Below are 24,381 nucleotides of genomic sequence, written 5' to 3' on the forward strand. Positions count from 1 at the left end.
GAATTCACTCTCACGAACTTGTCTTGGCCGGTTTGCTGCCGGCCCGCACGCCGCTCTTGTCGATGTGCAGCCAAGGCATCACGAAGCGCGCCAACTCTTGCGCGCGTTCAACCGCGTTCGGCGTACGCCGCGCCACCGCCGCGCACAGCGCCTCGATGCAAGCCAGCGCGGCCGTATTCGAAGTGGCCGACATTTGCTTGGCCGCATGGATGTAGAGCACCTGGTCCGCCAAACCCACCACGGGCGAGCTTGGGCTGTCGCTCAGCACCAAAATCTTGCAAGCACGCTCGCGCGCCATTGTCGTCAGCAAGACCGAATCTTCGCTATAGCGGGGCATCGCCACCACGATCAACAAATCATCCAAGCCGAGCTTGAAGATCTGCCGCGCCGCATGCGAAGGGCCACCCATCTGGGCCAAGGTCGCCACATCGGCGCAGTAGGCATCGAGTTCATGATGCAAAAGGCCGGCGAGATAGGCACTGGCCCCGAAGCCCAAGGTATTGATACGCCGGGCGGCCAAAATCATGTCGACCGCCCGCTCGCAGGCCAATGGGTCCAAGGCCTGACGGGTGCGTTCGAGATTGCGCTGGTCTTCGTCAAGGGACCTGGCCATCGCCTCGGCACTGTCGGCGGCCGACTGGGCCAAGCCCGTGCGCAAACGCTCAACTGGCGCCAAGGTGGTCTCGAACGCCCTGGTCAACTCGGCCCGGAACTGCGCATAACCTCGAAAGCCCAGTGCCACGGCAAACCGATTGGCCGAAGCGATCGACACCGAAGCCTCATCCGCGAAATCATCGATCGACGCGGTGGCGGCTCGAAACGGATGCGCCAGCACCGCCGCCGCCATACGCTGTTGCGTGGCCGGCATCAAGGGCGCGGCTTGAGCAATTTGCTGCAAGACCGGCAAAGCGGCCAATTGAGGGCTGAGCAAAGAATATGGCTTCAAATGAAAATATGCTTTCACAAAGTCAGCGAAACAAGAAAGTATTCTTTCATCGACGACATCGACGCATTACCCATGAAAACCCTTATCAGCGAGTAATTTTCAAATCGAAAGCGCTAGTAAACCCTAGCTTTCGATTACTCAAATGCCAACTCCGTCACACTTTCGCATCGACTTAAAATTTGCACTCTAAGTAACTGATTTAAAAGACATTTCTTGAATTTCAAATGCACTGAAATCGACTCTTTATTTGATCGATCTGGTTTACAAATCGAACGTAAATTACAAACACCGGAACGAGGAAGCTTTTGTTTATTTCTGAACTGCCGGAACACCCGACCATCTTCCGCAGAAGAAGTACACAAAGAAGCGAAACATGGTCTCAATCAAAAAAAACCTATATCGAGAGACTTTCATGAACGTTTATTTCAATCGCACCGTCCGCACTTTGCTGATCCTGTCGGGCCTGAGCCTGGCCGCGTTGGGATCCGCCTTTGCGCAGCAAAGCGCCACCGCCTCGGCCGATGCCAGCGCCACCATCATTCAACCCATCGCCATCACCAAGACCTCTAATCTGGTGTTCGGCAATTACGCGGTCGGCGCCACCGGCGGCTCGGTGTCCTTGAGCACGGCCGATGTTGTGTCGGTCAACTCGGGCACGATTTCTCAGCCCGCGTCCAACAAGGGCAGTCCGGCTGCGGCGGTCTTCGCCGTAAGCGGCGAAGGCAGCTTCACCTACGCGATCACATTGCCAAGCGACGGCACGGTCTCCCTGACCGGCGCAGGTGCCCCGATGCCGGTCACCGGCTTCACCAGCAACCCGGCCACGACCGGCACCTTGTCCTCCGGCACTCAAAACGTCAAGGTCGGCGCGACCCTGAACCTCGGCTCGGCTCAAGCCCCAGGCGCCTATACGGGCACGTTTGCCGTCACCGTCGCCTATAACTGAGCTGCCGCGAGACCAAGTAGCCGCGCCGTTAGCTAGCGCCAGCCAAACAATGAAAACAAGAATTGCCAGGCGCGGCTGGCTGGCTTCTGGATTGGCAGCATTTGCCGGCTTGGCCGCACTGCTCATGCGCGCCCAGGCATCAGGCGCGGGCGCCACGGCCGAAGCGAGCGTGACGGTCAACGAAGCCGGTCGGGTGCTTGAAATGATCCGTCCGCTGGCCTCGGCCAGCAGCACCGAATCAGGGTCGGTGTTGATCCGTATCGCACCCAGTTCACCGCCAATTGTGGTTGCGGCGACGGCCACGCCGAGCCAGGCGGTGCAGACCTCTCTTGCGAGTACCAGCCCAGCGAGCACCGGCCAGGCCAACGGCCAAAGCAACCCGTCCAGCAGCGAGGCGGCCGCGACCCTGACCGCACAGGCGAGTGACGGCACCTTGCGGGGTGACACGGCGGTGGCGATCTCTGCCAGCGCCGTTCCGATCGCCCCCGCCGGCTCCAGAGCAGCGGGCGAAACTGGCGCAGGTGGCGCGGGCTCCGCAACTGAGCGGCTGAGCATCATGATTGCCTTCAACTAACAACTTATGTTTACGCGACGTCAGTGTCATCAGCGTCCTTGGCGCGCCAGTATTGCCGCGCTTGCCATGGCGTGCGCGGCTCTTTTGGCGCTGCCAGCACCCGAGGCCTCGGCGCAAAACATCGTGCGCACCGCCGGTCTGTCGTTCGGCAGCTTTCTCGCCGGCAACGGCGGCAATGTGCAGATCGGCAGCAACGGCAGTTGGAGCAAGGGCGGCAGCGTGATTCTGATGGGCCAGGGCGCTAACGCCGCGGCTGCGCAGTTCATCATCACCGGCAGCGCAGGCGCCGGCTACACCATCACCCTGCCCGCCGACCATGTGGTGCTGCTGAGCAACCAGGACGGGCACAGCATGCCCGTCAACGGTTTCATCAGCAGCATGAGCACCCTCAGCCCCACGTTGAAGGAGCTGCGCGTCGGCGCCAGCCTCAGCGTTGGCGCCAACCAAGCCGCCGGCAGCTACTCCGGCCACTACAACATTTCGGTTGAATACCAGTAAGCCCAAGCCATGCCCAAGTTCACCCCCCTCATAAACCTACTATTGCTGCTGAGTCTGCTGGCAATGGCCGGCCCCGCAAGCGCCGACCTGATGCTCTACCCGACCCGCATCGTGATGGAGAAGACCCAGCGCGCGGCGCAAGTCGAGTTGATCAATCAAGGCAAGACGCCCGAAACCTACCGCATCAGCTTCGTCAACCGGCGCATGGGCGAGAACGGTGAGTTCATTGCCATCGACAGCCCGGCGCCGGGTGAACTGTTTGCCGATGCGATGCTGCGTTTTTCGCCGCGCCAGGTGACGATTCCGCCCGGCGGCTCGCAAACCGTGCGGATTCAACTGCGTCGGCCGGCCGAGTTAGCCAGCGGCGAATACCGCTCGCATCTGCAGTTTGAACGCGTGGCGGAAACCAACAGCGGCAACAGCGTCGAAAACGCTGCGACCGACGCCGGCAAGGAGGTCGGCGTGGTGCTGAACGCCCTGGTCGGCGCGTCGATCCCGGTGATCGTGCGCCACGGAGAGGTGCAAGTCGACGTGGCCCTGTCCGATTTGAATCTGCTGAGCCACGCCGAGGGCGCCCAGCCGGTGCTCGGCTTTGCACTCAATCGCAGCGGCAACCGTTCGGTGTACGGTGACTTTCAAGTCTTCTATGCCGCCAAGGGCAAGGCCCCGATCGAAGTGGCCAAGGCCGGCGGCGTGGCGGTCTACACGCCCAATTCGCGGCGCTTGGCCCGCATGCCTTTGAATCTGCCCGAGGGCGCCAAGCTTGAGCAAGGCTCGCTCCAAGTGGTCTTCCGTGACCGCCCTGAGTTCGGCGGCAAGACCTTGGCCGAAGCGAAGCTGGCTCTGCCATAAACAGCCGTCTAGACAGACGTCAAGCCAGCCCCGACAGCAGCAGCGCCGCCGTGCTCGCCCGCAACGCAGCTTGGCTGTGCCTCGCCCTGCTGCTGGGCCCGCTGCATGCGCCCTTCTGCCATGCGCAGACCGCAGACTCGACAAAGCCCGACCCAATCGCAAGCCTCAGCCCGCTCGACATCGAAGCCAATGCGCTGGTACTGGAGGTGTTGCTGGACGGGCATCAATTGTCCGACAGCCTGAGTGCCTACCAGGACGGCAAACAGCTGCTGCTGCCGCTCGGTGAATTGGCCCGGCTGTTGACCCTGGCGGTCACGGTCAACACCGAACAAGGCAGCGCCAGCGGCTTTATCGTGCGCGAGCAGCGGCAGTTCGCGCTCTCGCAGGCCAGTGGCCGGGTCTATTTTGAGGGTCAGGAACAGCGCTTTCCCGCCCACTCGGTTCGGCTCATCGACGGCGACCTCTATGTCGCCCAGCAATTGCTCGCGCAGTGGCTGCCGATCGACTTGAGCCTCGACCTGGCCAGCCTGCAATTGCGCATACAACCGCGTGAACGCCTGCCCTTGCAAGAACGACTGGCGCGCGAGCACCTCGGCGGCAGCATCCACACCCAGGCCGCGGCGGGCGCCGCCGAACGCAATTTCACCCGTACGCATGCGCCCATCAAGGCCTTTGCCCTGCCTTTCATTGAACAGACCCTGGGCAGCCAGGCCCATGCCGACGCTCAAGGGCGCCAGTTGCAGGCCGTCTACACCGCCTACCTGACCGGCGATCTGCTGGGTCTGGAGGCGGCGGCGTTTGTCTCCCAAGCACGTCGCTCGAACAGCCCCGCGCTGCGCTTGACGCTGGGTCGCCACGACCCGGAGGCAGGTCTGGCCGGCCCCATGCAGGCTCGCACCGCCGAGTTCGGCAATGTTGCCGTGCCTGGCGTCAGCAATGTTGTGGCCGGCAATGCCAGCGGCAACGGCGTGCTCTTGAGCAACCGCTCTTTGGAACTGCCGAGCAACTTCGACCGCCACAGCCTGCGCGGCGACCTGCCACCGGGCTGGGACGTAACGCTTTACTACAACGACGCGCTGGCCGGTTATCAGCAAAGCCGCAGCGACGGTCGCTATGCGTTTGAGGACCTACCGCTGTCCTTTGGTGCGAACGAATTCCGCCTCGTCTTCAATGGCCCGCTCGGCCAGTTGCGGGTAGAGCGCAAGAGCTTTCTGCTCGATCAATCCAACGTCAAACCGGGCGAGCTGTTCTATTCGCTGGCCCAACAGCGCACCGACGCGGGCGAACTGCGCAGCGTGGCGCAACTGGATCTGGGCCTGAGCCGCGCCTTTGCTGCGAATGCCGCCTTGGTGCGCAGCAGCGGCCTGCCCGAACAGGGCACGCTCGGCTACGCCCAGTTGGGCCTGCGCTACTACGCCGACGCCTATGTGCTGAGCTCGCAGCTGACTCAGGCGCAGGCCGGCGGCGCGCTGGCGGAACTGGGCCTGAAGACGCGGCTGGGCAAGCATTCAATTGACTTACAACATCAGCAACGCTTTGGCGACTTCAGCAGCGAGATCCTCCCACGCGGCAGCGACCCTTTAAGCCACCGCGACAAGCTGCGCCTTTACAGCACGTTTCAGCCCGCAGCAGCGGCGGGCATGCCTGCCTTGCCCGCGCTGTCTATCGTCATCGAGGCCGTGCACGACAGCTTGGCCTCCGGCGCCAGCAATCAAGCCTTGTCGGGCCGTGCATCGACGATGCTGGCCGGCACCTCGGTGTCCAGCAGCCTGCATTGGCAACGGCTGGGGGCCAAACAAACCAATCTGCGCAGCGGCAGCTTCAGCTCCGACGGCACCCTGCAATTGAGCCGGCGCATCGCCGGCATCGGCCTGAGCGCCAGCATGGCATTCAGCATCCAACCCGCCGCCAAACTGCAAAGCTTGGCGATGACGGCAGACCGCGACTTGGGCGCCGGCTACCGCGTCAACGCGGGCCTGCAGCATTCGATTCAATCGAACGTCAGCCAATTGACGGCCGGTCTGAGCAAATTCCTCGGCAGCTTTGGCATGGCCTTGAGTGGCAGTTGCAGCAGCCAGCGCGAGTTCGCCGTCGGCCTGCAGCTCTTCATGGCGATGGGCCACAACCCGCGCAGCAAGACTTGGTTCTTCGAGGCTCAACCCTTGGCCGGCACCGGCTCGGTCTCGGCGCTGGCCTTTGTCGACCGTAACTTGAATGGCCGGCGGGACGCGGACGAACCGGTGGTGCCCAACGCCGGCTTCATTTTGAACGGCGGCGGACGGCACCCGCTGCTGACCGACGAGCAAGGCAGTGCCTTGATCACACGCCTGCCGGCCGGCCAATACACCGATATCGCGATCGACGCCAACACGCTGGAAGATCCCCAATGGCGGCCCGCGCTGCCGGGGCTGCGCGTGCTGCCAAGACCCGGCAGCGTGGAGATGATCGAGTTCCCCATCGTCGCCACCTCGGAGATTGACGGTACGGTCTACCTGCTCAGCCATGACAAAAAAGGCCAGCGGCGCGGCATCGGCGACGCACGCATCGAGTTGGTCAACGAGCAGGGTCAGGTGATCGCCAGCACGATCAGCTCCTCCGACGGCTACTACCTGTTGCACCAAGTCATGCCGGGCCGCCACAGCTTGCGCATCGCGCCCGAACAGGCGGCCAAGCTGAAGTTGTACGGCCAGCTTTCGCGCCGGATTGATGTGCCGGCCGACGGGGATTTCATCGCCGCACCCGACTTCGAATTGCGAACCTTGCCGCGCTGAAACGGTAGGCGCCCGTGAGGGACAATGCCGGCATGAAGATGCATATCGCCCAAATCCTGTTTTCCCAAGGCTTCGGCAGCCGCCGCCTGTGTTCCGGACTGTTGTTCAATGGCGAGGTCAGCGTTGGCGGCCATGTCATTGCCGACCCCTGGGAAGAATTCGAGACCGAAGGCCTGGAGTTCGAGGTCTCGGGCAAGACCTGGCCCTATTACGCCAAGGCGCTGATCCTCTTGAACAAGCCCAGCGGCTATGAATGCTCGCGCAAACCCAAGCACCACCCCAGCGTGATGAATCTGCTGCCGGCGCCGCTGCGTGAGCGTGATGCGCAGCCGATCGGCCGGCTCGACGAAGACACCACCGGCCTGCTGCTGCTGACCGACGACGGCGCCTTGATCCACAAACTGACCAGCCCCAAGCACCATGTGCCCAAGGTCTACGAGGCGCAGTGCAAGCACCCGGTGACGCCCGAGATGGTGGCGCAATTGCTGGCCGGCGTGGAGCTGCGTGAGCCCGAATCCAGCAAGCCTCCCGGATCTCCTGGCGGCAAGCCCGAGCGCACGGTGCCCTACAAGCCCGAGCAAGTGCGCGCCGAGGGTGCCGAGGCCTTCGGCACCCATGGCCTGCGGCTGACCCTGATCGAAGGCAAGTATCACCAGGTCAAACGGATGGTCGCGGCGGTCGGCAACCGGGTTGAAAGCCTGCACCGCCCTCAGTTTGGTGCCCTCACCTTGCCACCCGATTTGAAACCGGGTGAATGGATCTGGATCAGCAGCCCCAGCCTCATCACACCCACATAACAAGTTCGTGACACGGCGCATGGACTGGGTGTTTGCCCTAGAAATGCGGCGTTTTTGCGACGCCCAAGTAACGATTCAGGGAAGACCCGAATCATTTTGTAACAAAGTATCTGTAGAACCTCGCCCTTAGGACAGGGGTATTAATCCCACTGTCAAAGAACTGCCAAACAAGTGCAGTCGATTTGTCGAGGGAACCAGACTTATGACAGCAGCATCTGCCTTGGGACAGGTGAACCGGACGGCGCCCGGACCAACGATGCCAAACAATGCAAAGCCTTGCGAAGCCATGCGGCCCGACATCACCGAACAGGTGAAGTCGGAGCGCTTCGCTTCGCTATGCGAACGCATCACCACACCCACCCTGATGGGCCTGGTGTTCAGCTTGGTGCCGCTGCTGCTGTTCTGGCCGCATCTGCCGCATGCAATTCTGCTGACCTGGTTCGGCGTCAGGTTGCTCTTGGGCGCACTGCGCTGCGCGGATGTCGTGCGGTTTCGCCGTTATTGGCAAGGCTGCTCAAGCACACCAACGACGGCCGACTTGGCCCCATGGCGGCGCCGCTTCATGTTGACCTTGGCGCTGGAGTCACTCAGTTGGGGCGCCGCCGGCTGGTTTTTTCATGCCGCTGCCGCCCCTGAACTCGAGGGTGTGATTCTGGCCGCCCTGGTGGCTTTGACCGGCATTGGGCTACTCAATCTGGGTGGTCGTTGGCGCGCCAACCTCTTGTTCAGCGGCCTGGCCTTGGCGCCGCTGATTGCCTACCACCTGAGCCTGGGCAGTCAGATCGGCGCCTTCACAGCCCTGGGTCTGATGGTCTTTATGGCGATTGGCCTGAATGAATCGCGCCGCGCCGACAAGCGCAGCACCGAGTTGCTACGCATGCGTTTGGTCACCGATGGGGTGGCCCAGCAGCGCCAGCAAGCGCTGCAGTCGGCCGAGCAGTCCAGCACCAGCAAGAGCCGTTTCGTGGCGAATATGAGCCACGAAATCCGTACGCCGCTGAACGGCATTCTGGGCATGACGCAGTTGCTCGAACGCTCGACGCTGGACACGCAGCAGCGCGAACAGGTCGACATCATGCGGCGCTCCGGCCATCATTTATTGGCCTTGGTGAATGACATTCTGGACCTGGCGCGGATCGAATCAGGCAAGCTCGCCGTCGATGCCGGCCCGGTCAATGTGCGTGAAACGGTCGATGATGTCTGCCGTTTGCTCGGAGAAACAGCGCGCGACAAGGGCCTGGGCTTCGAGTTGAAACTGAGCCCCGCCCTGCCCAACTACGCGCTGGGGGACGCCTCGCGCATCAAGCAGGTGCTGCACAACCTGATCGGCAACGCAATCAAGTTCACCGAACGGGGTCAGGTCTTGATCGAGGTCGGCACCACGCTGGACATGCGCGCCGGCACGCTGCTGCGCTTTGCCGTGCGCGACACCGGCGAGGGCATTGCCGGCGACCAGATGGAGCGAGTCTTTGCGCCGTTCGAACAGGCCGAGTCAGCGCTTGGCCACCCCGGCAAGCCGCGTCGCCAAGACGGCACCGGCCTGGGCCTGACGATTTCACGCGAGTTGGCGCGCGCGATGGGCGGTGACCTGCGCTGCAGTTCGGTCTCCGGCCAGGGCTCGCTATTCGAATTCACGCTGCCGCTGCTGGCCTGTGTCAGCGAAGTCCCGCCGCTGAGCAGCGCTCGGGGTGTCGTGCAACCGGCGCCCAAGCTGTCCGGCCGGGTGCTGCTGGTCGATGACAGCGTGGTCAACGTGCTGGTTGCCACCGCCATGCTGGAGAGTTGCGGCCTGCAAGTCGAGCATGCCGAAGACGGCCTGCAAGCGCTGGAGCGACTCGAGACCGCGGCCTATGACCTCGTGCTGATGGACTGCCAAATGCCCAAAATGGACGGCTTCGAGGCGACCCGCCGCTGGCGTATCCAAGAGCGCAGCCGCTTCCTGGGTCATGTGCCCATCGTCGCATTGACGGCCAGCGCGGTGAACGGCGACCGCGAGCGCTGCATCCAGTCGGGCATGGACGATTACCTGGTCAAACCGTTCGAAATGGACGATCTGGTCGCGGTGGTGCAGCGGCATATTCAGGTGGCGGAGTTGGCCTGAAGCAGGTTCAGCGCAGGTCCATCGGATAATCGCCGAACCCGCTCAACAAGTTGGCGGCCGAGCTACTCGCTTCGCTCGATCGGTCCACCACACAAATCCAATGCACGTATATCGCGGCTTCCAACACCCCGGCATAGCGCCCGCTTGCGCGCTGACCATAGGCAATTTCGACGGTGTCCATCGAGGCCATCAGGCCATGCTGGCGCTGCTGAAGTCGGAGGCGCAGCACCGCGGCCTGCCGTCTTGCGTGATGAGCTTCGAGCCGCATCCGCGCGACTTCTTTGCCGCCAAACTGGGCCAGCCCGATTTGGCGCCGACCCGCATTGCCTCGCTGCGCGACAAGCTCAGCGAGTTGGAGCGCTGCGGCATCGAGCAAGTGGTGGTGCTGCGCTTTGATGCTCGCCTAGCCAGCCTCAGCCCGCAGAATTTCATTCAGCAAGTGTTGCTGCAAGGCCTGGGCGTCAAGTACATCCTGGTCGGGGACGACTTCCGCTTCGGCGCCAAGCGCCAGGGCGACTACGCGACGCTGGACGCCGCCGGCCGCGCTCAGGGTTTTGATGTCGCACGAATGATGAGCTACGAGGTGCATGGCCTGCGGGTCAGCAGTTCGGCCGTGCGCGAGGCCTTGAGTAGTGGCGATATGGGGGCTGCGGCCCGACTTTTGGGCCGGCCCTACTCGATCTCCGGCCATGTGGTGCATGGCAAAAAGCTCGGCCGCAGCCTGGGCGAATCGGCCAGCGGCGCGGCCGATGGTTTTCGTACCTTGAACCTGCGCTTTACCCATGACAAGCCGGCCGCCAAAGGTATCTTCGCCGTGCGCGTGCATGGCTTGGCGGAGCGGGCCGTGGACGGCGTCGCCTCGCTCGGGGTGCGGCCGACCATTGAGGATGCCGGTCGCGTCTTGCTCGAGGTGCATTGCCTGGACTGGCCCGCGCAAATCGGCGTGGACGGGGCCTACGGTAAACTCGTGCGTGTGGAACTACTGCATAAACTTCGCGACGAAGCCCGCTACGACGGGCTGCCCGCCTTGACGGCCGCCATCCGGCAGGATGTGTCGGACGCCCGCGCCTTTTTGGCCACCCATGCAGCGATGTTGCGCCAGACCACGCGCGACCGAATTTGACGCGAATGCTGCGGCTTGAATCACCTGCCGCTCGCCTCTGGATTCGCTCCGGCCGCTGAATCAGCGCCCTCTCCTTCAATTTGCCGACTCGCGCTAAACGCGTGAACGCAGCAGCCCAAACGTTCGAGTTCCGCCATCATGACGACAGACAAAAAAGACTACCGCGCCACGCTGAATCTGCCGGACACGCCCTTCCCAATGCGTGGCGACCTGCCCAAGCGCGAGCCGGGCTGGGTCAAGGCCTGGGAAGAGCAAGGCACTTACCAGCGCCTGCGCGAAGCCCGCGCTGGCGCGCCCAAGTTCGTCTTGCATGATGGCCCGCCCTACGCGAATGGCCAGATCCACATCGGCCATGCCGCCAACAAGATCTTGAAAGACATGATCGTCAAGGCGCGCCAGCTGGAAGGCTTTGACGCCGCCTACATCCCCGGCTGGGACTGCCACGGCCTGCCGATCGAAAACCAGATCGAAAAGACCTTTGGCCGCGGCCTGCAGCGCGATGAGGTGCAGGCCAAGAGCCGCGCCTACGCCGGCGAGCAGATCGATGCACAGCGCCAGGATTTCAAGCGCCTGGGCGTGCTGGGCGACTGGGCCAAGCCCTACCGCACGATGGATTTCAAAAACGAGGCCGGCGAGATCCGCGTGCTCAAGCGCCTGTTCGAACGCGGCTTTGTCTACCGGGGCCTGAAGCCGGTCTACTGGTGTTTTGACTGCGGCTCTTCGCTGGCCGAATTCGAGATCGAGTACCAGGACAAGCAGAGCCCTGCGGTCGATGTGGCCTTTTTGAGCGCCGAGCCGGCCAAGTTGGCGGCCGCCTTCGGCCTGAGCAAGCTGGACAAAGAGGCCTTCACCGTCATCTGGACGACGACGCCCTGGACCATCCCGGCCAATCAGGCTTTGAATCTGAACCCGGAACTGAGCTACGCGCTGGTCGACACGCCGCGCGGCATCTACATGATCGCCGAGGCGCTGGTGGAAAAATGCCTGGCTCGCTGGCAACTCGAAGGCAGCGTGCTGGCCACCACCGTCGGCAAAAACCTGGCCGGGCTGAACTTCAAGCATCCCTTGGCCCATGTGGATGCCGGTTACGACCGCTGCAGCCCCGTCTATTTGGCCGATTACGCCACCGCCGATGACGGCACCGGCGTTGTCCACTCGGCGCCCGCTTATGGCCTGGATGACTTCCAGTCCTGCGTGGCGCACGGCATGGCCTTCAAGGACATCATCAACCCGGTGCAGGGCAATGGCGCTTACGAGGCCGAGTTGCCGCTGTTCGGCGGCCTGCATATCTGGAAGGCCAACCCCATCATCGCGCAAGCCTTGGAAAACGCCGGCCGCCTGCTCTCGCACGTCAAGATCACCCACAGCTACCCGCATTGCTGGCGCCACAAGACCCCGGTGATCTACCGCGCTGCGGCGCAGTGGTTTGTGCGCATGGACGAAGGCGCTGGTTTGTTCGCGACCGAGGCGCCCGAGAAATCGCTGCGTCTGACCGCTTTGGAAGCGATCGACGCGACCAGCTTCTACCCCGAGAACGGCCGTGCTCGCCTGCGCGACATGATCGCCGGCCGGCCCGACTGGTGCATCTCGCGCCAGCGCAGCTGGGGCGTGCCGCTGCCGATCTTTTTGCACAAAGACAGCGGCCTGGCGCACCCGAACACGCTGGAGTTCATCGAACGCGCGGCCGTCATCGTCGAGGCCGGCGGTGTCGAGGCCTGGGCCAAGCTGGACCCGGCCGAGTGGCTGGGCGCCGAGGCCGAGCAGTACAGCAAGGGCAGCGACATCCTGGACGTCTGGTTCGACTCGGGCTCGACCTTCCAGCATGTCTTGAAGGGCAGCCATCTCGGCGCGGCGCACGCCGAGGGCCCCGAGGCCGACCTCTATCTGGAAGGCCATGACCAGCATCGCGGCTGGTTCCATTCCTCGCTGCTGATCGCCTGCGCGCTCTACGGCCGTGCGCCCTACAAGGGCTTGCTGACCCATGGCTTCGTCGTCGACGGCCAGGGCCGCAAGATGAGCAAGTCGGTCGGCAATGTGGTGGCGCCTCAGACCGTCAGCGACAAGATGGGCGCCGAGATCATCCGCCTGTGGTGCGCGTCGACCGATTATTCGGGCGACTTAGGACTGGACGAGAAGATCCTCGCCCGCGTCGTCGATGCCTACCGCCGCATCCGCAACACGCTGCGCTTCTTGCTCGCCAACACCAGCGACTTCGACGCCGCCAAGGACGCCGTGCCGCTGGATCAGTTGCTGGAAGTAGACCGTTACGCGATGGCCCGCGCAGCCGAGCTGCAGGGCGAGATCCTGGCGCATTTCCAGCGTTATGAATTCCACCCGGTGGTGGCCAAGCTGCAGGTCTATTGCTCGGAAGACCTCGGCGGCTTCTACCTCGATGTGCTGAAGGACAGGCTCTACACGACCGCCCCCGGCAGCCTAGCGCGCCGCTCGGCGCAGACCGTACTGTGGCACTTGAGCCACGCGATGCTGCGCTGGATGGCGCCGTTCCTGAGCTTCACGGCCGAAGAGGCTTGGGAAGTCTTTGAAGGCGGTCACGCAGGCAAGAGCATCTTCACCGAAACCTTCTGGAAGTTTGAAACCGCCGACACCGACTTGCTGGCCAAGTGGAGCCGCATCCGAGAAATCAGAGAGGCGGTCAACCGCAGCATCGAAGAGGTCCGCAAGGTCGGCGATGTGGGTTCCTCCTTGCAGGCCGATGTCGTGCTCGGTGCGCCCGCCGCCGACCTGGCCCTGCTGCAAACCTTGGGCGACGATCTGAAGTTTGTCTTCATTACTTCGGCGGCCACCTTGGTGGAGGCAAGCGAATTGACCGTCACGGTCAGTCCATCGACGCAACTGAAATGCGAGCGCTGCTGGCATTACCGCGCGGATGTTGGCGCCAACCCAGAGCACCCGACGATTTGCGGTCGTTGCGACAGCAATCTGCACGGCGGCGGCGAAACCCGCTTGGTGGCCTGAACCATGGCGACCAAAGCAAAAGCAAGCGGCGGCGGTAATAAATTGGGGCTTTGGCTCGGCCTGGCCCTGATCGTGATTCTGCTGGACCAATTCACCAAGGTCTTGATCCTGGGGAATTTCCAGTTAGGGGACAGCCGTTCCGTGACCGGTTTCTTCAATGTCGTGCGCGTCCACAACACCGGCGCGGCCTTCAGCTTCCTGGCCGGGGCGGCGGGCTGGCAGCGCTGGTTCTTTGTCGGCCTGGGTGCGGTGGCGACGGTCTTCATCACCGTGATGCTGCGCCGCCATGGTCAACAAACCTTGTTCGCGTTGGCCTTGAGCCTGATCCTGGGCGGCGCCATCGGCAATGTGATCGACCGCCTGCTGCACGGCTATGTGATCGACTTCATCCAGGTCCATTCAAGCGGCTGGTATTTCCCGTCCTTCAATATTGCCGACAGCGCAATCTCGGTCGGCGCCGTGCTGCTGATCTGGGACGAAATCCGCCGCGTGCGACGAGGCTAACAAGCAATTTAGTCGGGCGTTCTGCTGGAAAGTCCGGTGGCGCGATGGAGCTGGCGTGCACTACGCTGCCCGGATGATTCAGAACAAGCCCGAAGAGCAAGCGCCGCTCGACAATTCCTTCAACATCCCGCTGCGGACCCTGAGCCTGCGCGATCCACTGTGCTGGTTGGCCGCCGGCTTGCGCGACTTCCGCCGCGCGCCAGCGATTGGCCTGTTCTACGGCCTGTGCTTCATGCTGATGGGCTGGGCGATTCTGGGTGTTTTTCGGCATGCGCCCATCTACACCTTGGCCCTGTCGGCAGGATTCTTGTTGGTCGGGCCGTTCATGTGCCTGGGCCTGTACCAGGTCAGCATGAGGCTGGAGCGCGGCGAGAAGCCAACCCTGCTCGACTCCCTGACCGCCTGGCGGCGACGGCTATCGCAGATTGCCATTTTTGGCGGCGTGCTCTTGATTTTGGAAATGATCTGGGGCCGCGCCGCGCTGATCGTGTTCGCCGTTAGCTTTGACGGCATGCCCGACTTTGCCGGATCGATCACCAAGCTGCTCGACCCCGAAAACCTCGGCTTCATCACGGCCTATCTTGCCGTTGGTGGCTTCTTCGCCGGCCTGATCTACTCGGTCAGCGTAATTTCGATGCCGATGCTGCTGGCCCGTGAGGCCGACGCGGTCACCGCTGGCCTGACCAGCTTGCGCTTGGTACTGGCGCAGCCGGGCGTGATGCTGTTCTGGGGCTTCTTGATCACCGGCATCGTGGTGCTGGCCTTGCTGCCCTGGTTTATCGGCCTTCTGATCGCCGGGCCGTTGCTGGGGCACGCCAGTTGGCATGCCTACCGCGCAGCCGTGGTCGGCTGAGCCTTGGCGACAGCTTGATTTCACAATAAAACTCGCCCGGCCGGAACCAAGGCCGGGCTGGTCGAGACACAATGCGGGGCTGAATTCAACCTCGTCACGGTCCCAACCCCATTCCCATGCTCGACTTCTCTTGCTTGACGCATTACGACTGGCTTGACGTCCCCATGTGGGTATTCGATGCCGAGAGGCAGCGCAATCTATGGGCCAATGCCGCAGCCCTGCGCTTTTGGCAGGCAGGCAGCGCAGAGAAATTTCTTTCCAGCGATTTTTCTGACACCAGCGAAGCCGTGCGTGAGCGCCTGGCCGTCACCGCGGCCGACCATGGCCAGGGCAAGATCGTGCGCGAACAATGGACGCTCTACCCGAAAGGCAGGCCCACCACGGTGATGCTGGTGTCGCGCGGAATCCTCACACCGGACCGGCGCCAAGTGATGCTCTTTGCGGCCGACTCGCTCGCCAGCGGCGTCGACCTGAGCGCCTTGCGCGGCATCGAGGCGCTGCAACATACGTCCGTGCGCATCGCGGTGTTCAGCCTCAAGGACGGCAGTTGCTTGATGCGCAACCCAGCCGCGGCGCTGGCGTTCTCGCGGGCCAAAACCGTGGCACCCGACAACTCCGCCCAGCAGGGCGAGCTTGATGCCGTCTTTGCCCATGCCGACGATGCCGCCCATGTCTATGCGCAGGTGCGCGCAGGTCAGAGCGTCAAGGCAGACTTCGAGCTGCGTACCAGCGCCGGCCTGTGCTGGCATGGCATCAACGCCAGCCCGATGCGCGACCCCGCCACCGGCGAGCCCGTGCTCCTATTGAATGCCCGCGACATTGCCGATCTGAAGGCCAGCCAAGCGGCGCTGGAGACCGCCCGCGAGGCCGCCGAGGCTGCCAGTCAGGCCAAGAGCAGTTTCTTGGCCAATATGAGCCACGAAATCCGCACCCCCATGAATGGCGTACTGGGCCTGACCGAATTGGTGCTCTTGACCGAGCTGACCGACAAGCAACGCAAATTCATCGAACTGGCTCACAACTCGGCCAAGGGCCTGATGGTCATCATCAATGACTTGCTCGATGTGGCCAAGATCGAAGCCGGCCGCGTCGTGATCGAGCGCGCACCGTTCTCGCTTCACGACTGCCTGCGCGAGGCGCTGCATCCCCTGCTGCTACAAGCGCATGAGAAAGGCATACAGCTACATGCCCGGGTGCAACCCGGCGTGCCACAGCGCGCCTTGGGCGACGCGCTCAGACTGCGCCAGGTTCTCGTGAATCTGGTCGGCAACGCATTGAAATTCACCGAAAAAGGCGAGGTGAGGCTTGAAGTGCAGATGGTCGAGGAAGCGTCCGAAGCCAGCGCCGGCCCCGAAACAGAAACCGGTCTGCGACTACGCTTCAGCGTGCATGACACCGGCATCGGCATGACCAAGGATCAGATCGCCCAGATCTTCGATCCCTTCACGCAAGCCGACGGCAGCATCACACGCCGCTATGGCGGCACCGGCCTGGGCTTGACCATCGTTCAGCGCCTCGTCAGCCTGATGGGCGGACGCATCATGGTCGAAAGTCAACCGGGCACCGGCTCCTGCTTCAGCTTTGAAGTCGCCTTGCTGCTGGAACCCCTGCCAGCCGTGGCCGCAGGTAGCTAGTCCCTTAGACCTTAGACCTTAGACCTTGCGACTCTCTCTGCGCCTGGCCTTGTTGCTGACCCTGCCGCCCTTGCTGTGGGCGGCCAACGCCGTGGTCGGTCGGATGATGGTCGGCAGCGTGCTGCCGCTGGCCCTGAACGCGATGCGCTGGACCTTGGCCGCCCTGCTTTTGCTGCCAATGGCCTGGCGCCTTATCGCCAGGCCGACCGCAATGCTGCTGCGTTGGCGCTATCTGGCCTTGACCGGCTTTCTTGGCATGGGTTGCTACAACGCCCTGCAATACCAGGCGCTGCGCAGCTCGTCACCACTGAACGTCACCTTGATAGCGGCCAGCATGCCGGTCTGGATGTTGGCCGTCGGCGCCGTTCTATTCGGCGTTCGCCCCAAGCGGCAGCAGTTGATGGGCGCGGCCTTGTCGCTGGCGGGCGTGGCCTTTGTGATCGGCCGCGGCCGGGTCAGCGCGCTGGCCGAGGTGCAGTTCGTCAGCGGCGATTTATTGATGCTGCTTGCCGTCTTCAGCTGGGCGATTTACAGCTGGCTGCTGGCGCGCCCGCCCGCTTCGATGCAGGGTGAAGCCCGCCCGAACTGGAACTGGGCCGAACTGCTGCTGGCACAGGTCCTCTTTGGCCTGCTGTTTGCCGGCGGTATGGCCGGGCTGGAGCAGGTGGCGAACCCGCAGCCCATCCACTGGGGGTCAGGTCTTGCGCTGGCCTTGGCCTTTGTGGCGATCGGGCCCTCCTTGATTGCTTATCGCTGCTGGGCTCAAGGTGTCGCCGAAGCCGGCCCGGCCGTGGCCGCCTTCTTCAATAACTTGACGCCGGTATTCGCGGCCTTGATGTCGGCGGCCTTGCTGGGGGAATGGCCGCAGTGGTATCACGGCGTCGCCTTCATGCTGATCGCCGGCGGCATTTGGGTGTCGTCAACAGCGCAGCAATAGCCAGCCCGCGCTCGAAGAGGTTTTGGGCGCCGAAAAAGGAAAAACCCTGAAGAGTCAAGTCATAGCTATGACTAACTTTTCAGGGTTTCCTATTACTTGGAGGAGTCGGAGAGATTCGAACTCTCGAGGCGGTTTAACGCACCTACTCCCTTAGCAGGGGAGCACCTTCGGCCACTCGGTCACGACTCCAGCACAGCCTCGAATTCTATACTAAGAATTCAAGGCCGCAAAGTATTTAGCCAGGAATTTGTTCCAATTCGAACGCACGGTGCAATGCGCGCACCGCCAGCTCCATGTATTTTTCATCGATCACAACGCTGGTCTTGATCTCGCTGGTGGAGATCATTTGAATGTTGATGCCTTCTTCGCTGAGCGCACGGAACATCTTGGACGCTACACCCACATGTGAGCGCATGCCGATGCCGACGATCGAAACCTTGCAGATGCGCGCATCGCCAATCACCTTGGCGGCCTGCGTGGCCGGGCCGACGGTCTTCTCGAGCAACTCCATGGTCCGGGCGTAATCACTCCGGTGGACGGTAAAGCTGAAGTCGGTCTTGCCGTCATGCGAGACGTTTTGGATGATGACGTCGATGTCGATATTCGCATCGGCCACCGGACCCAGGATCTGGAAGGCGATACCTGGCTTGTCGGGCACGCCCAACAAGGTCACCTTGGCTTCATCGCGATTGAAAGCAATGCCGGAAACGACAGCTTGTTCCATTTTTTCGTCCTCTTCAAAACTGATCAAAGTGCCAGACTTGGCTTCTTCTTCGATGGAAATGTCCCAGGGTGTGAAGCTGGACAACACACGCAGCGGCACACGGTACTTGCCGGCAAACTCAACCGAGCGGATTTGCAAGATCTTCGACCCCAAGGAGGCCATCTCCAGCATCTCTTCGAAGCTGATGGTATGCAAACGCCTGGCCTCGGGCACGATGCGCGGGTCGGTCGTGTAGACGCCGTCGACATCGGTATAGATCAGGCATTCGGCGGCCTTCAAGGCTGCGGCGATGGCCACCGCCGACGTATCCGACCCGCCACGCCCCAGGGTCGTGATGTTCTTATCCTCATCAACGCCTTGGAAGCCAGCGATCACGACCACCTTGCCGGCGGCCAAGTCGGAGCGCACGCGGGTGTCGTCGATGCTCTCGATGCGCGCCTTGGTGAAGCTGGAGTCGGTGGCGACCGGCACTTGCCAACCCGTATAGCTGACCGCCTCGACGCCTTCGGCCTGCAAGGCGATGGCCAGCAAGCCGACCGACACCTGCTCGCCGGTGGCGGCGATCATGTCGAGTTCTCGGTTCAATTCGGGGCTGCCGACGGAGGGCGACAATTCCTTGGCCAGACCCAGCAAACGGTTCGTCTCGCCGCTCATCGCCGAAGGCACAACCACCATCTGGTGGCCGGCGCGCGCCCATTTGGCTACGCGCTTGGCAACATTGCGGATGCGCTCGGCCGACCCCATCGAGGTACCGCCGTATTTGTGAACAATCAATGCCATAGCTCTGTATCTTCGCGGAGGGGGGTCGAGGGCCCTATCGGGTGAAAAAGGGTTGGAATGCGCCGCGGTCGCAACTTCCAATTCTACTGTTGCATTGCAGCAATATGACGATCAATCGAGTTACAGGCCCTGCAGCCTGATCGAATTGAGACAATTCAAGCCCTCTCGTCGCCTGCCATTTCATGCCAGGCCAAGCTGACTTGAGGCTCGCCAGCAGCCGCGCTGAAGCGTGCATCCAGACCAAGGCCGGGCACGAAGATCAAGGTGTCGCCGGCAAATAACAAGGGGCCTCGACGCTGCCAGGCCGGAATACCCTGCTCCTGATAGACTTTTTTCAGGCTGCGCAAGGTGCCGGCCGGCTTGAGTTGAAATTGCTCTCCGCCCTGTCGCGCTCTCATCTGCAAGTTTTTGAGCCTGTCGCAGGCTAGGCCGCCACTGGCGACCGGGTCAACCTGCCAACCACCGTGCCACGCCGGCAGCGGATGGTAACCAAGCGCCGACAGGTCGATTTCGGTGGTGGTCAGCGCTGAAGCCTCAGCGGCAGCAACTTCAGAGGCCCTGACCCGCCATTGCAAACGCCCTCGATAGAGCCGCAGTTCGCCTGCGCCACAGCACCAGGCCCCGACCTTGCAGGCGGGCAACTCTCGCATCAATCGCTGCAGCAGGCTCGCCGGTGCAGGCCGCCCGGATTGCAACGCCAGCCAAGCCCGCAAAGCGTTGCTGGCACGGGCGGGAGACAAGGCCAGCAACTCGGTCACAGCCAAGCCATTGATGCTCAGCAAGCGACGCAGATCCTCCGCTGCAACCTCTTGCTGCAAGGCCAATGATTGCTGCGCCCATCTGGCCGCCTGCGCCAGGCTTGCTTCGGCCTGCGGGAAGGCCTCCAGCAATGCGGGCCAGACCGACAAACGCAGGCGATTACGCGCAAAGCGCGGGTCGCCATTGCTATCGTCGTCGATATGGGTCAATTGATGCGCGCGGACATAGGCTTCAAGCGCCTCGCGCGGCAAATCCAACCAAGGCCGCGCCCAACAAAGGCCTTCGCGCCACTGTTGGGCCGGCATACCGGCCAAGCCCGCAACGCCAGCCCCACGAAGACCCTGCAACAACAAGGTTTCGGCTTGATCGCGTTGATGGTGCGCCAGCAAGAGCAGATTGGCACCCGCCTGTGCCGACATGGCAGCCAAGGCGGCATGTCGCCCATCCCTGGCCCAAGCCTCGACGCTTTGCCCTGCCGCCGGTCGCCCCTCAAGTCGAGCCGAACGAAAACGGATCGGCAAACCCGCCTGAGCCCATGTCTCGCATTGCGACTCACAGTGCGCGAGCCAATCGTCGGCGCAGGTATTGAGCCCATGATGCACATGCAGCGCCAGCACCTGAAGACTGGCACCCGCATCATTCAAGGCCCTTGCCTGCCGCGCCGTGGCGTGCAGCAAGGCGGTGGAATCTCGGCCGCCGCTATAGGCTACGGCGACAAGCGATGCTTCGCTCGGGTCAGCGATTCTTGGTGTCGCCAAATCGGCCATAGGACTGCAGGCGCTCATAGCGGCGATCCAGCAATTCCTTGGGCTTGAGATCGCTCACCTGACGCAGCGCATCGCTGAGTGCGCGCTTCAGATTGGAGGCCATTTGCTTGTTGTCGCGGTGCGCGCCACCGACCGGCTCATTGACGATCTTGTCGATCAAACCCATGGCCTTCAGACGGTGAGCGGTGATGCCCAAGGCGCTTGCGGCCTCTGAAGCCCGGTCCGCCGACTTCCACAAAATCGACGCACAACCCTCCGGTGAAATCACCGAATAGGCCGAGAACTGCAGCATCAGAACCTGGTCGGCCACACCAATTGCCAAGGCGCCGCCGGACCCGCCTTCGCCAATCACGGTCGCGATGATAGGCACTTCCAACTGCGCCATCTCGAAGATATTGCGGCCAATCGCCTCCGACTGGCTGCGCTCTTCGGCACCAATGCCCGGATAGGCACCCATGGTGTCGATCATCGTAAAGACCGGTAGGCCGAACTTCTCGGCCAGCTTCATCAGACGCAAGGCCTTGCGATAGCCTTCGGGGCGCGGCATGCCGAAATTACGCAGCGCACGCTCCTTGGAATCGGCGCCGCGCTGATGGCCAACGACCATGCAAGCCTGGCCATTAAAACGCGCCAAGCCGCCCACGATCGCCGCATCATCGGCAAAGTGCCGGTCACCGTGAAGTTCCTGAAAATCGGTGAACACCTCGGTGCAATAGTCGAGCGTCTGCGGGCGCTGCGGATGGCGGGCAATCTGATAGACCTGCCAAGGCGCCACGCTGGCGTAAACGTCCTTGGTGAGCTGCATACTCTTCTTGCTGAGGCGGTCGATCTCCTCGGAGATGTCGACCGCTGACTCGCTTTGCACGTAGCGCAGCTCTTCGATCTTGGTTTCGAGTTCAGCGATAGGCTGTTCGAAGTCTAAAAAATGTTTCTTGCTCATCCTGCGATTCTTTTCAGTGAGGAAGGTCCTATGCCGGGCCGCCTATTTTAAGGGCTGCCCGAGAACGGATGATCGTTACTCCACCGGGAGTGGATCGAGGCTGCGCCAAATGTACCATGTGGCTACCGAGCGGTAAGGTGCCCAGGCGTCACCTACTTCGCGCGCCTCGGCCCTGGAAACCGGCTCACCCGAGAAGTAATTCTCGCTAATACCCTTAAGAAGCCTGGGGTCATCCAGCGGCATCACATTGGGCCGCATCAGGTGGAAGATCAAAAACATCTCGGCCGTCCAACGGCCAATGCCGCGGATAGCGACCAACTCGTCAATGATGGTCTCATCGTCCATCTGTGACCATTGCCGCACATGAACCTTGCCGGCCTCGAAGTTCTGCGCCAGATCACATAAGTAGTCGACCTTGCGGGCCGACAAACCGGCCGCACGCAAGGCGCCATCGGGCAAGGCCAAGACCGCAGCCGGTTGCACCCGGTTGGCCGAGCCGCCAATCAAGGCCGAGAATTTACCCCAAGCCGCTTGCGCCGTCTTGACCGAGATCTGCTGACCAATGATGGAACGAGCCAAGGTTGTGAAGGCGTCGCTGCGGCTCTGCAGCCTGGCCTCGCCAAAGGCCGGGATCAGCTTCTTCATCACCCGGTCACGCTTGACCAGATGGCGGCAGGCTTCATCCCAATAGTCCGGGGTCACCCCGGTCGCACTCGAGCGCCCCACTTCAGGCCTTCATCCAGGTCGTACCGCTGGCCGAGTCTTGCAAAACAATGCCGGCGGCAAGCAGCTCGGCGCGAATCCGGTCGGCGCCCGCAAAATCTCTTGCCGCCTTGGCAGCCGCGCGTGCAGCAATCTGCTGCTCGATCGCGGCTTCGTCCATGCCGCTGCCGGTTTGCAGATAGTCACGCGGGCGCTGCTGCAACACGCCCAACACAGCACCCAGCTTCTTCAACAAGGCCGCATCGGCGAGCGACGCGCTGCGGTTGACCTGCGCGGCCAACTCGAACAGCGCGGCAATCGCGCCCGGCGTATTGAAATCATCGTCCATGGCGGCACGAAAGGCCGCCGCTTGAGGATGAGTCCAGTCGATTTCGATATCGTCAGGCACGGCCAAGCCGTCCAATGCCGTATACAAACGGCACAGGGCGACGCGGGCGTCATCCAGATTCACATCGCTGAAATTGAATGGGCTGCGGTAATGCGTGCGCAGCATGAAGTAACGCAAGGTCTCGGCGTCATAACGAGCCAGCACCTCGCGGATGGTGAAGAAGTTGCCCAATGATTTGGACATCTTGACCTGATCCACATTCAAGAGACCGTTGTGCGCCCAGATGACGGCCGGCGGCACGCCATTGGCACCTTCACTCTGCGCAACTTCATTCTCATGATGAGGGAACTGCAGGTCGGCACCGCCGCCGTGCAGATCGAACTGCTGACCCAAGAGGGCGCAAGCCATTGCCGAACACTCGATATGCCAGCCCGGCCGACCTGGCCCGTAATCAGAGGCGAACTTGGCATCCTCGGGCTCCTCGGTTTTGGCAGCCTTCCAGAGCACAAAGTCGAGCGGATCTTGCTTGCCCTCGTCGATCGCCACTCGTTCACCCGAGCGCAAATCATCGAGCGAGCGGCCACTCAATTTGCCGTAGCCAGCGAACTTTCGAACCGAATAATTGACGTCGCCATTGCTGGCGCGATAAGCCAAGCCCTTGTTCTCGAGCGTACCAATCATCGAGAGCATCTGCGGCACGAATTCGGTCGCGCGCGGCTCATGGGTGGGGCGCTCAACGCCAAGCGCGTCAAGGTCGGCGTGCATGGCCGCAACCATCTCTTCGGTCAATTGACGGATCGGGATACCGCGCTCCAAGGCTCGGCGAATAATCTTGTCGTCAATGTCGGTGATGTTGCGTACGTAAGTAACCCGATAACCACTGGCCCGCAGCCACCGATAAATCAGATCAAACGCAACCATCATGCGCGCGTGCCCCACATGACAAAGGTCATAAATGGTGATGCCGCACACATACATGCGCGCGTGTCCTGGCTCGAGTGGGTCGAAGGGCTGAACCGCGCGGGTCAGCGTGTTGTAGATACGAAGGGACATGGAGCTCTCGGGGGCTGCGCCGGAGCGAACTCCAACGTGCTGACCTGCTGACCTGTGGTAGACGGGGGCCTACAAAGCGCCCCGCCAATTGCCGGCGCCAGAGCGGTCCGGCTTCGGGCGGGTCGCCGTAGAATGGCCGTCAGTATAGCGGTTGGTCCGAAAGTTTATGCCCGGACTGACCCTGCCCCACCGCTCGCGAATGGCGGAAATTCAGCCCCTTCTTTCATGCCATCCTGCAAATCTATAACATCGGCAAGCCTTACTCTGCTCTGGACCCTGCTGCTGAATCTGGGCCAGGCTCAAGCGAGTGAGCTAGAACTGGCTCAGCGACAGTGGTTGGCCGGCCAGCGCACACAGGCCGTTGCCACGGTCGAAGCCGCCCTGCAAAAGACCCCGAATGAGCTGAATCTGCGCTTTGCTTTGGGTGTGATGCGCATGGAGCAAGGCGAACAAGCCGCAGCCCTCAACATCTTCACCGCCTTGACACAGGACTTCCCCGATCTTGCGGACCCCTATAACAACTTGGCCGTCGTGCATGCCGGCATGGGCGAGTTGGATCTGGCACAGCAGGAATTGGAGCAGGCACTGGCCCTGCAACCCGGTCATGCCCAGGCGCTAGAGAATATGGGCGATGTATTGCTTAGGTTGGCGCTGCGCGCTTACCAGCGCGCCCAACAAGCCCAGGTCGCGCCGTCAAGCTCGCTGGCCTTGAAACTCAGTCGCACGCAAGACTTGCTGCAAGCGGCAAAGCTGCCAAGCCAGTGAGTGACAATCGACCCACTCAGACTTTTGTTC

General features: G+C 62.3%; 20 protein-coding genes and 1 tRNA gene. 14 read left to right on the forward strand and 7 right to left on the reverse strand.

Going from position 1 to position 24,381, the window contains the following annotated elements:
- Nucleotides 1-10: 10 nt before the first annotated feature.
- Nucleotides 11-946 (reverse strand): MurR/RpiR family transcriptional regulator, encoded by a 936-nt coding sequence (locus tag LNV07_RS14415; protein WP_263571860.1) that lies wholly within the window; start codon nt 944-946, stop codon nt 11-13.
- A gap of 412 nt (nt 947-1,358) precedes the next feature.
- On the opposite strand from LNV07_RS14415, the gene LNV07_RS14420 reads away from it, so the two are divergent.
- The 13 genes from LNV07_RS14420 (at nt 1,359) to LNV07_RS14480 (ending at nt 17,512) form a co-directional block, all read left to right on the forward strand.
- A complete protein-coding gene (locus LNV07_RS14420) occupies nt 1,359-1,892 on the forward strand; it encodes a DUF4402 domain-containing protein (protein ID WP_263571861.1) in 534 nt (177 codons plus the stop codon).
- A 49-nt stretch (nt 1,893-1,941) separates the two neighbouring features.
- Nucleotides 1,942-2,466, forward strand: coding sequence for a hypothetical protein (locus LNV07_RS14425; RefSeq protein ID WP_263571862.1), 525 nt, complete (start codon nt 1,942-1,944; stop codon nt 2,464-2,466).
- A gap of 66 nt (nt 2,467-2,532) precedes the next feature.
- On the forward strand, nt 2,533-2,964 hold the full coding sequence (locus LNV07_RS14430; protein WP_263571863.1) for a DUF4402 domain-containing protein: 432 nt from the start codon (nt 2,533-2,535) through the stop codon (nt 2,962-2,964).
- Between the two features lie 9 nt (nt 2,965-2,973).
- Entirely contained in the window at nt 2,974-3,816 is an 843-nt protein-coding gene (locus LNV07_RS14435) for a fimbrial biogenesis chaperone (RefSeq protein WP_263571864.1), read from the forward strand.
- Nucleotides 3,817-3,866: 50 nt separating this feature from the next.
- Nucleotides 3,867-6,587 carry a carboxypeptidase-like regulatory domain-containing protein gene (locus LNV07_RS14440; protein ID WP_263571865.1) on the forward strand — a complete coding sequence of 907 codons (2,721 nt, stop codon included), beginning with the start codon at nt 3,867-3,869 and terminating at the stop codon, nt 6,585-6,587.
- A gap of 38 nt (nt 6,588-6,625) precedes the next feature.
- On the forward strand, nt 6,626-7,384 hold the full coding sequence (locus LNV07_RS14445) for a pseudouridine synthase (RefSeq protein ID WP_263572073.1): 759 nt from the start codon (nt 6,626-6,628) through the stop codon (nt 7,382-7,384).
- A 256-nt stretch (nt 7,385-7,640) separates the two neighbouring features.
- Entirely contained in the window at nt 7,641-9,485 is a 1,845-nt protein-coding gene (locus LNV07_RS14450) for a response regulator (protein ID WP_263571866.1), read from the forward strand.
- A gap of 100 nt (nt 9,486-9,585) precedes the next feature.
- A complete protein-coding gene (locus tag LNV07_RS14455) occupies nt 9,586-10,608 on the forward strand; it encodes a bifunctional riboflavin kinase/FAD synthetase (RefSeq protein ID WP_263571867.1) in 1,023 nt (340 codons plus the stop codon).
- 138 nt (nt 10,609-10,746) lie between these two features.
- On the forward strand, nt 10,747-13,584 hold the full coding sequence (gene ileS, locus LNV07_RS14460; protein WP_263571868.1) for an isoleucine--tRNA ligase: 2,838 nt from the start codon (nt 10,747-10,749) through the stop codon (nt 13,582-13,584).
- Between the two features lie 3 nt (nt 13,585-13,587).
- Nucleotides 13,588-14,088: a signal peptidase II gene (gene lspA / locus LNV07_RS14465; protein WP_263571869.1), complete on the forward strand. Its 501-nt coding sequence runs from the start codon at nt 13,588-13,590 to the stop codon at nt 14,086-14,088.
- A gap of 55 nt (nt 14,089-14,143) precedes the next feature.
- Entirely contained in the window at nt 14,144-14,941 is a 798-nt protein-coding gene (locus LNV07_RS14470; protein WP_318013729.1) for a DUF2189 domain-containing protein, read from the forward strand.
- A 116-nt stretch (nt 14,942-15,057) separates the two neighbouring features.
- Complete coding sequence (locus LNV07_RS14475; protein ID WP_263571870.1) at nt 15,058-16,575, forward strand: ATP-binding protein; 1,518 nt, start codon at nt 15,058-15,060, stop codon at nt 16,573-16,575.
- A 25-nt stretch (nt 16,576-16,600) separates the two neighbouring features.
- A complete protein-coding gene (locus tag LNV07_RS14480; protein WP_263571871.1) occupies nt 16,601-17,512 on the forward strand; it encodes a DMT family transporter in 912 nt (303 codons plus the stop codon).
- Between the two features lie 97 nt (nt 17,513-17,609).
- Here the strand turns inward: LNV07_RS14480 and LNV07_RS14485 are convergent.
- From LNV07_RS14485 to cysS, 6 genes are all read right to left on the reverse strand, one after another.
- Nucleotides 17,610-17,701 (reverse strand) — tRNA-Ser (locus LNV07_RS14485).
- A 46-nt stretch (nt 17,702-17,747) separates the two neighbouring features.
- Nucleotides 17,748-19,016, reverse strand: coding sequence for an aspartate kinase (locus LNV07_RS14490; protein ID WP_263571872.1), 1,269 nt, complete (start codon nt 19,014-19,016; stop codon nt 17,748-17,750).
- Nucleotides 19,017-19,171: 155 nt separating this feature from the next.
- Entirely contained in the window at nt 19,172-20,560 is a 1,389-nt protein-coding gene (gene tilS, locus LNV07_RS14495; protein WP_263571873.1) for a tRNA lysidine(34) synthetase TilS, read from the reverse strand.
- Nucleotides 20,511-21,482 carry an acetyl-CoA carboxylase carboxyltransferase subunit alpha gene (locus LNV07_RS14500; RefSeq protein WP_263571874.1) on the reverse strand — a complete coding sequence of 324 codons (972 nt, stop codon included), beginning with the start codon at nt 21,480-21,482 and terminating at the stop codon, nt 20,511-20,513. Before LNV07_RS14500 ends, tilS begins: the two co-directional genes overlap by 50 nt.
- A 75-nt stretch (nt 21,483-21,557) precedes the next feature.
- The gene (locus LNV07_RS14505) at nt 21,558-22,208 is read right to left on the reverse strand and encodes a DNA-3-methyladenine glycosylase family protein (protein ID WP_263571875.1); all 651 of its coding nucleotides are present in this window, start codon (nt 22,206-22,208) and stop codon (nt 21,558-21,560) included.
- 1 nt (nt 22,209) lies between these two features.
- Nucleotides 22,210-23,586, reverse strand: coding sequence for a cysteine--tRNA ligase (gene cysS / locus LNV07_RS14510; RefSeq protein WP_263571876.1), 1,377 nt, complete (start codon nt 23,584-23,586; stop codon nt 22,210-22,212).
- A gap of 225 nt (nt 23,587-23,811) precedes the next feature.
- On the opposite strand from cysS, the gene LNV07_RS14515 reads away from it, so the two are divergent.
- Nucleotides 23,812-24,351 (forward strand): tetratricopeptide repeat protein, encoded by a 540-nt coding sequence (locus LNV07_RS14515; protein ID WP_263571877.1) that lies wholly within the window; start codon nt 23,812-23,814, stop codon nt 24,349-24,351.
- Nucleotides 24,352-24,381 lie beyond the last annotated feature (30 nt).

Source organism: Roseateles oligotrophus (assembly GCF_025717515.1).
Lineage (GTDB): Bacteria > Pseudomonadota > Gammaproteobacteria > Burkholderiales > Burkholderiaceae_C > Paucibacter_A > Paucibacter_A oligotrophus.

What these genes read in the sequence shown, in the direction of transcription:
- LNV07_RS14420 (WP_263571861.1), top strand. Translation starts at nt 1,359, where the DNA reads ATGAACGTTTATTTCAATCGCACCGTCCGCACTTTGCTGATCCTGTCG.
- LNV07_RS14425 (WP_263571862.1), top strand. Translation starts at nt 1,942, where the DNA reads ATGAAAACAAGAATTGCCAGGCGCGGCTGGCTGGCTTCTGGATTGGCA.
- LNV07_RS14430 (WP_263571863.1), top strand. Translation starts at nt 2,533, where the DNA reads ATGGCGTGCGCGGCTCTTTTGGCGCTGCCAGCACCCGAGGCCTCGGCG.
- LNV07_RS14435 (WP_263571864.1), top strand. Translation starts at nt 2,974, where the DNA reads ATGCCCAAGTTCACCCCCCTCATAAACCTACTATTGCTGCTGAGTCTG.
- LNV07_RS14445 (WP_263572073.1), top strand. Translation starts at nt 6,626, where the DNA reads ATGCATATCGCCCAAATCCTGTTTTCCCAAGGCTTCGGCAGCCGCCGC.
- LNV07_RS14450 (WP_263571866.1), top strand. Translation starts at nt 7,641, where the DNA reads ATGCCAAACAATGCAAAGCCTTGCGAAGCCATGCGGCCCGACATCACC.
- LNV07_RS14455 (WP_263571867.1), top strand. Translation starts at nt 9,586, where the DNA reads ATGCACGTATATCGCGGCTTCCAACACCCCGGCATAGCGCCCGCTTGC.
- ileS (WP_263571868.1), top strand. Translation starts at nt 10,747, where the DNA reads ATGACGACAGACAAAAAAGACTACCGCGCCACGCTGAATCTGCCGGAC.
- lspA (WP_263571869.1), top strand. Translation starts at nt 13,588, where the DNA reads ATGGCGACCAAAGCAAAAGCAAGCGGCGGCGGTAATAAATTGGGGCTT.
- LNV07_RS14475 (WP_263571870.1), top strand. Translation starts at nt 15,058, where the DNA reads ATGCTCGACTTCTCTTGCTTGACGCATTACGACTGGCTTGACGTCCCC.
- LNV07_RS14490 (WP_263571872.1), bottom strand. Translation starts at nt 19,016, where the DNA reads ATGGCATTGATTGTTCACAAATACGGCGGTACCTCGATGGGGTCGGCC.
- tilS (WP_263571873.1), bottom strand. Translation starts at nt 20,560, where the DNA reads ATGAGCGCCTGCAGTCCTATGGCCGATTTGGCGACACCAAGAATCGCT.
- LNV07_RS14500 (WP_263571874.1), bottom strand. Translation starts at nt 21,482, where the DNA reads ATGAGCAAGAAACATTTTTTAGACTTCGAACAGCCTATCGCTGAACTC.
- cysS (WP_263571876.1), bottom strand. Translation starts at nt 23,586, where the DNA reads ATGTCCCTTCGTATCTACAACACGCTGACCCGCGCGGTTCAGCCCTTC.
- LNV07_RS14515 (WP_263571877.1), top strand. Translation starts at nt 23,812, where the DNA reads ATGCCATCCTGCAAATCTATAACATCGGCAAGCCTTACTCTGCTCTGG.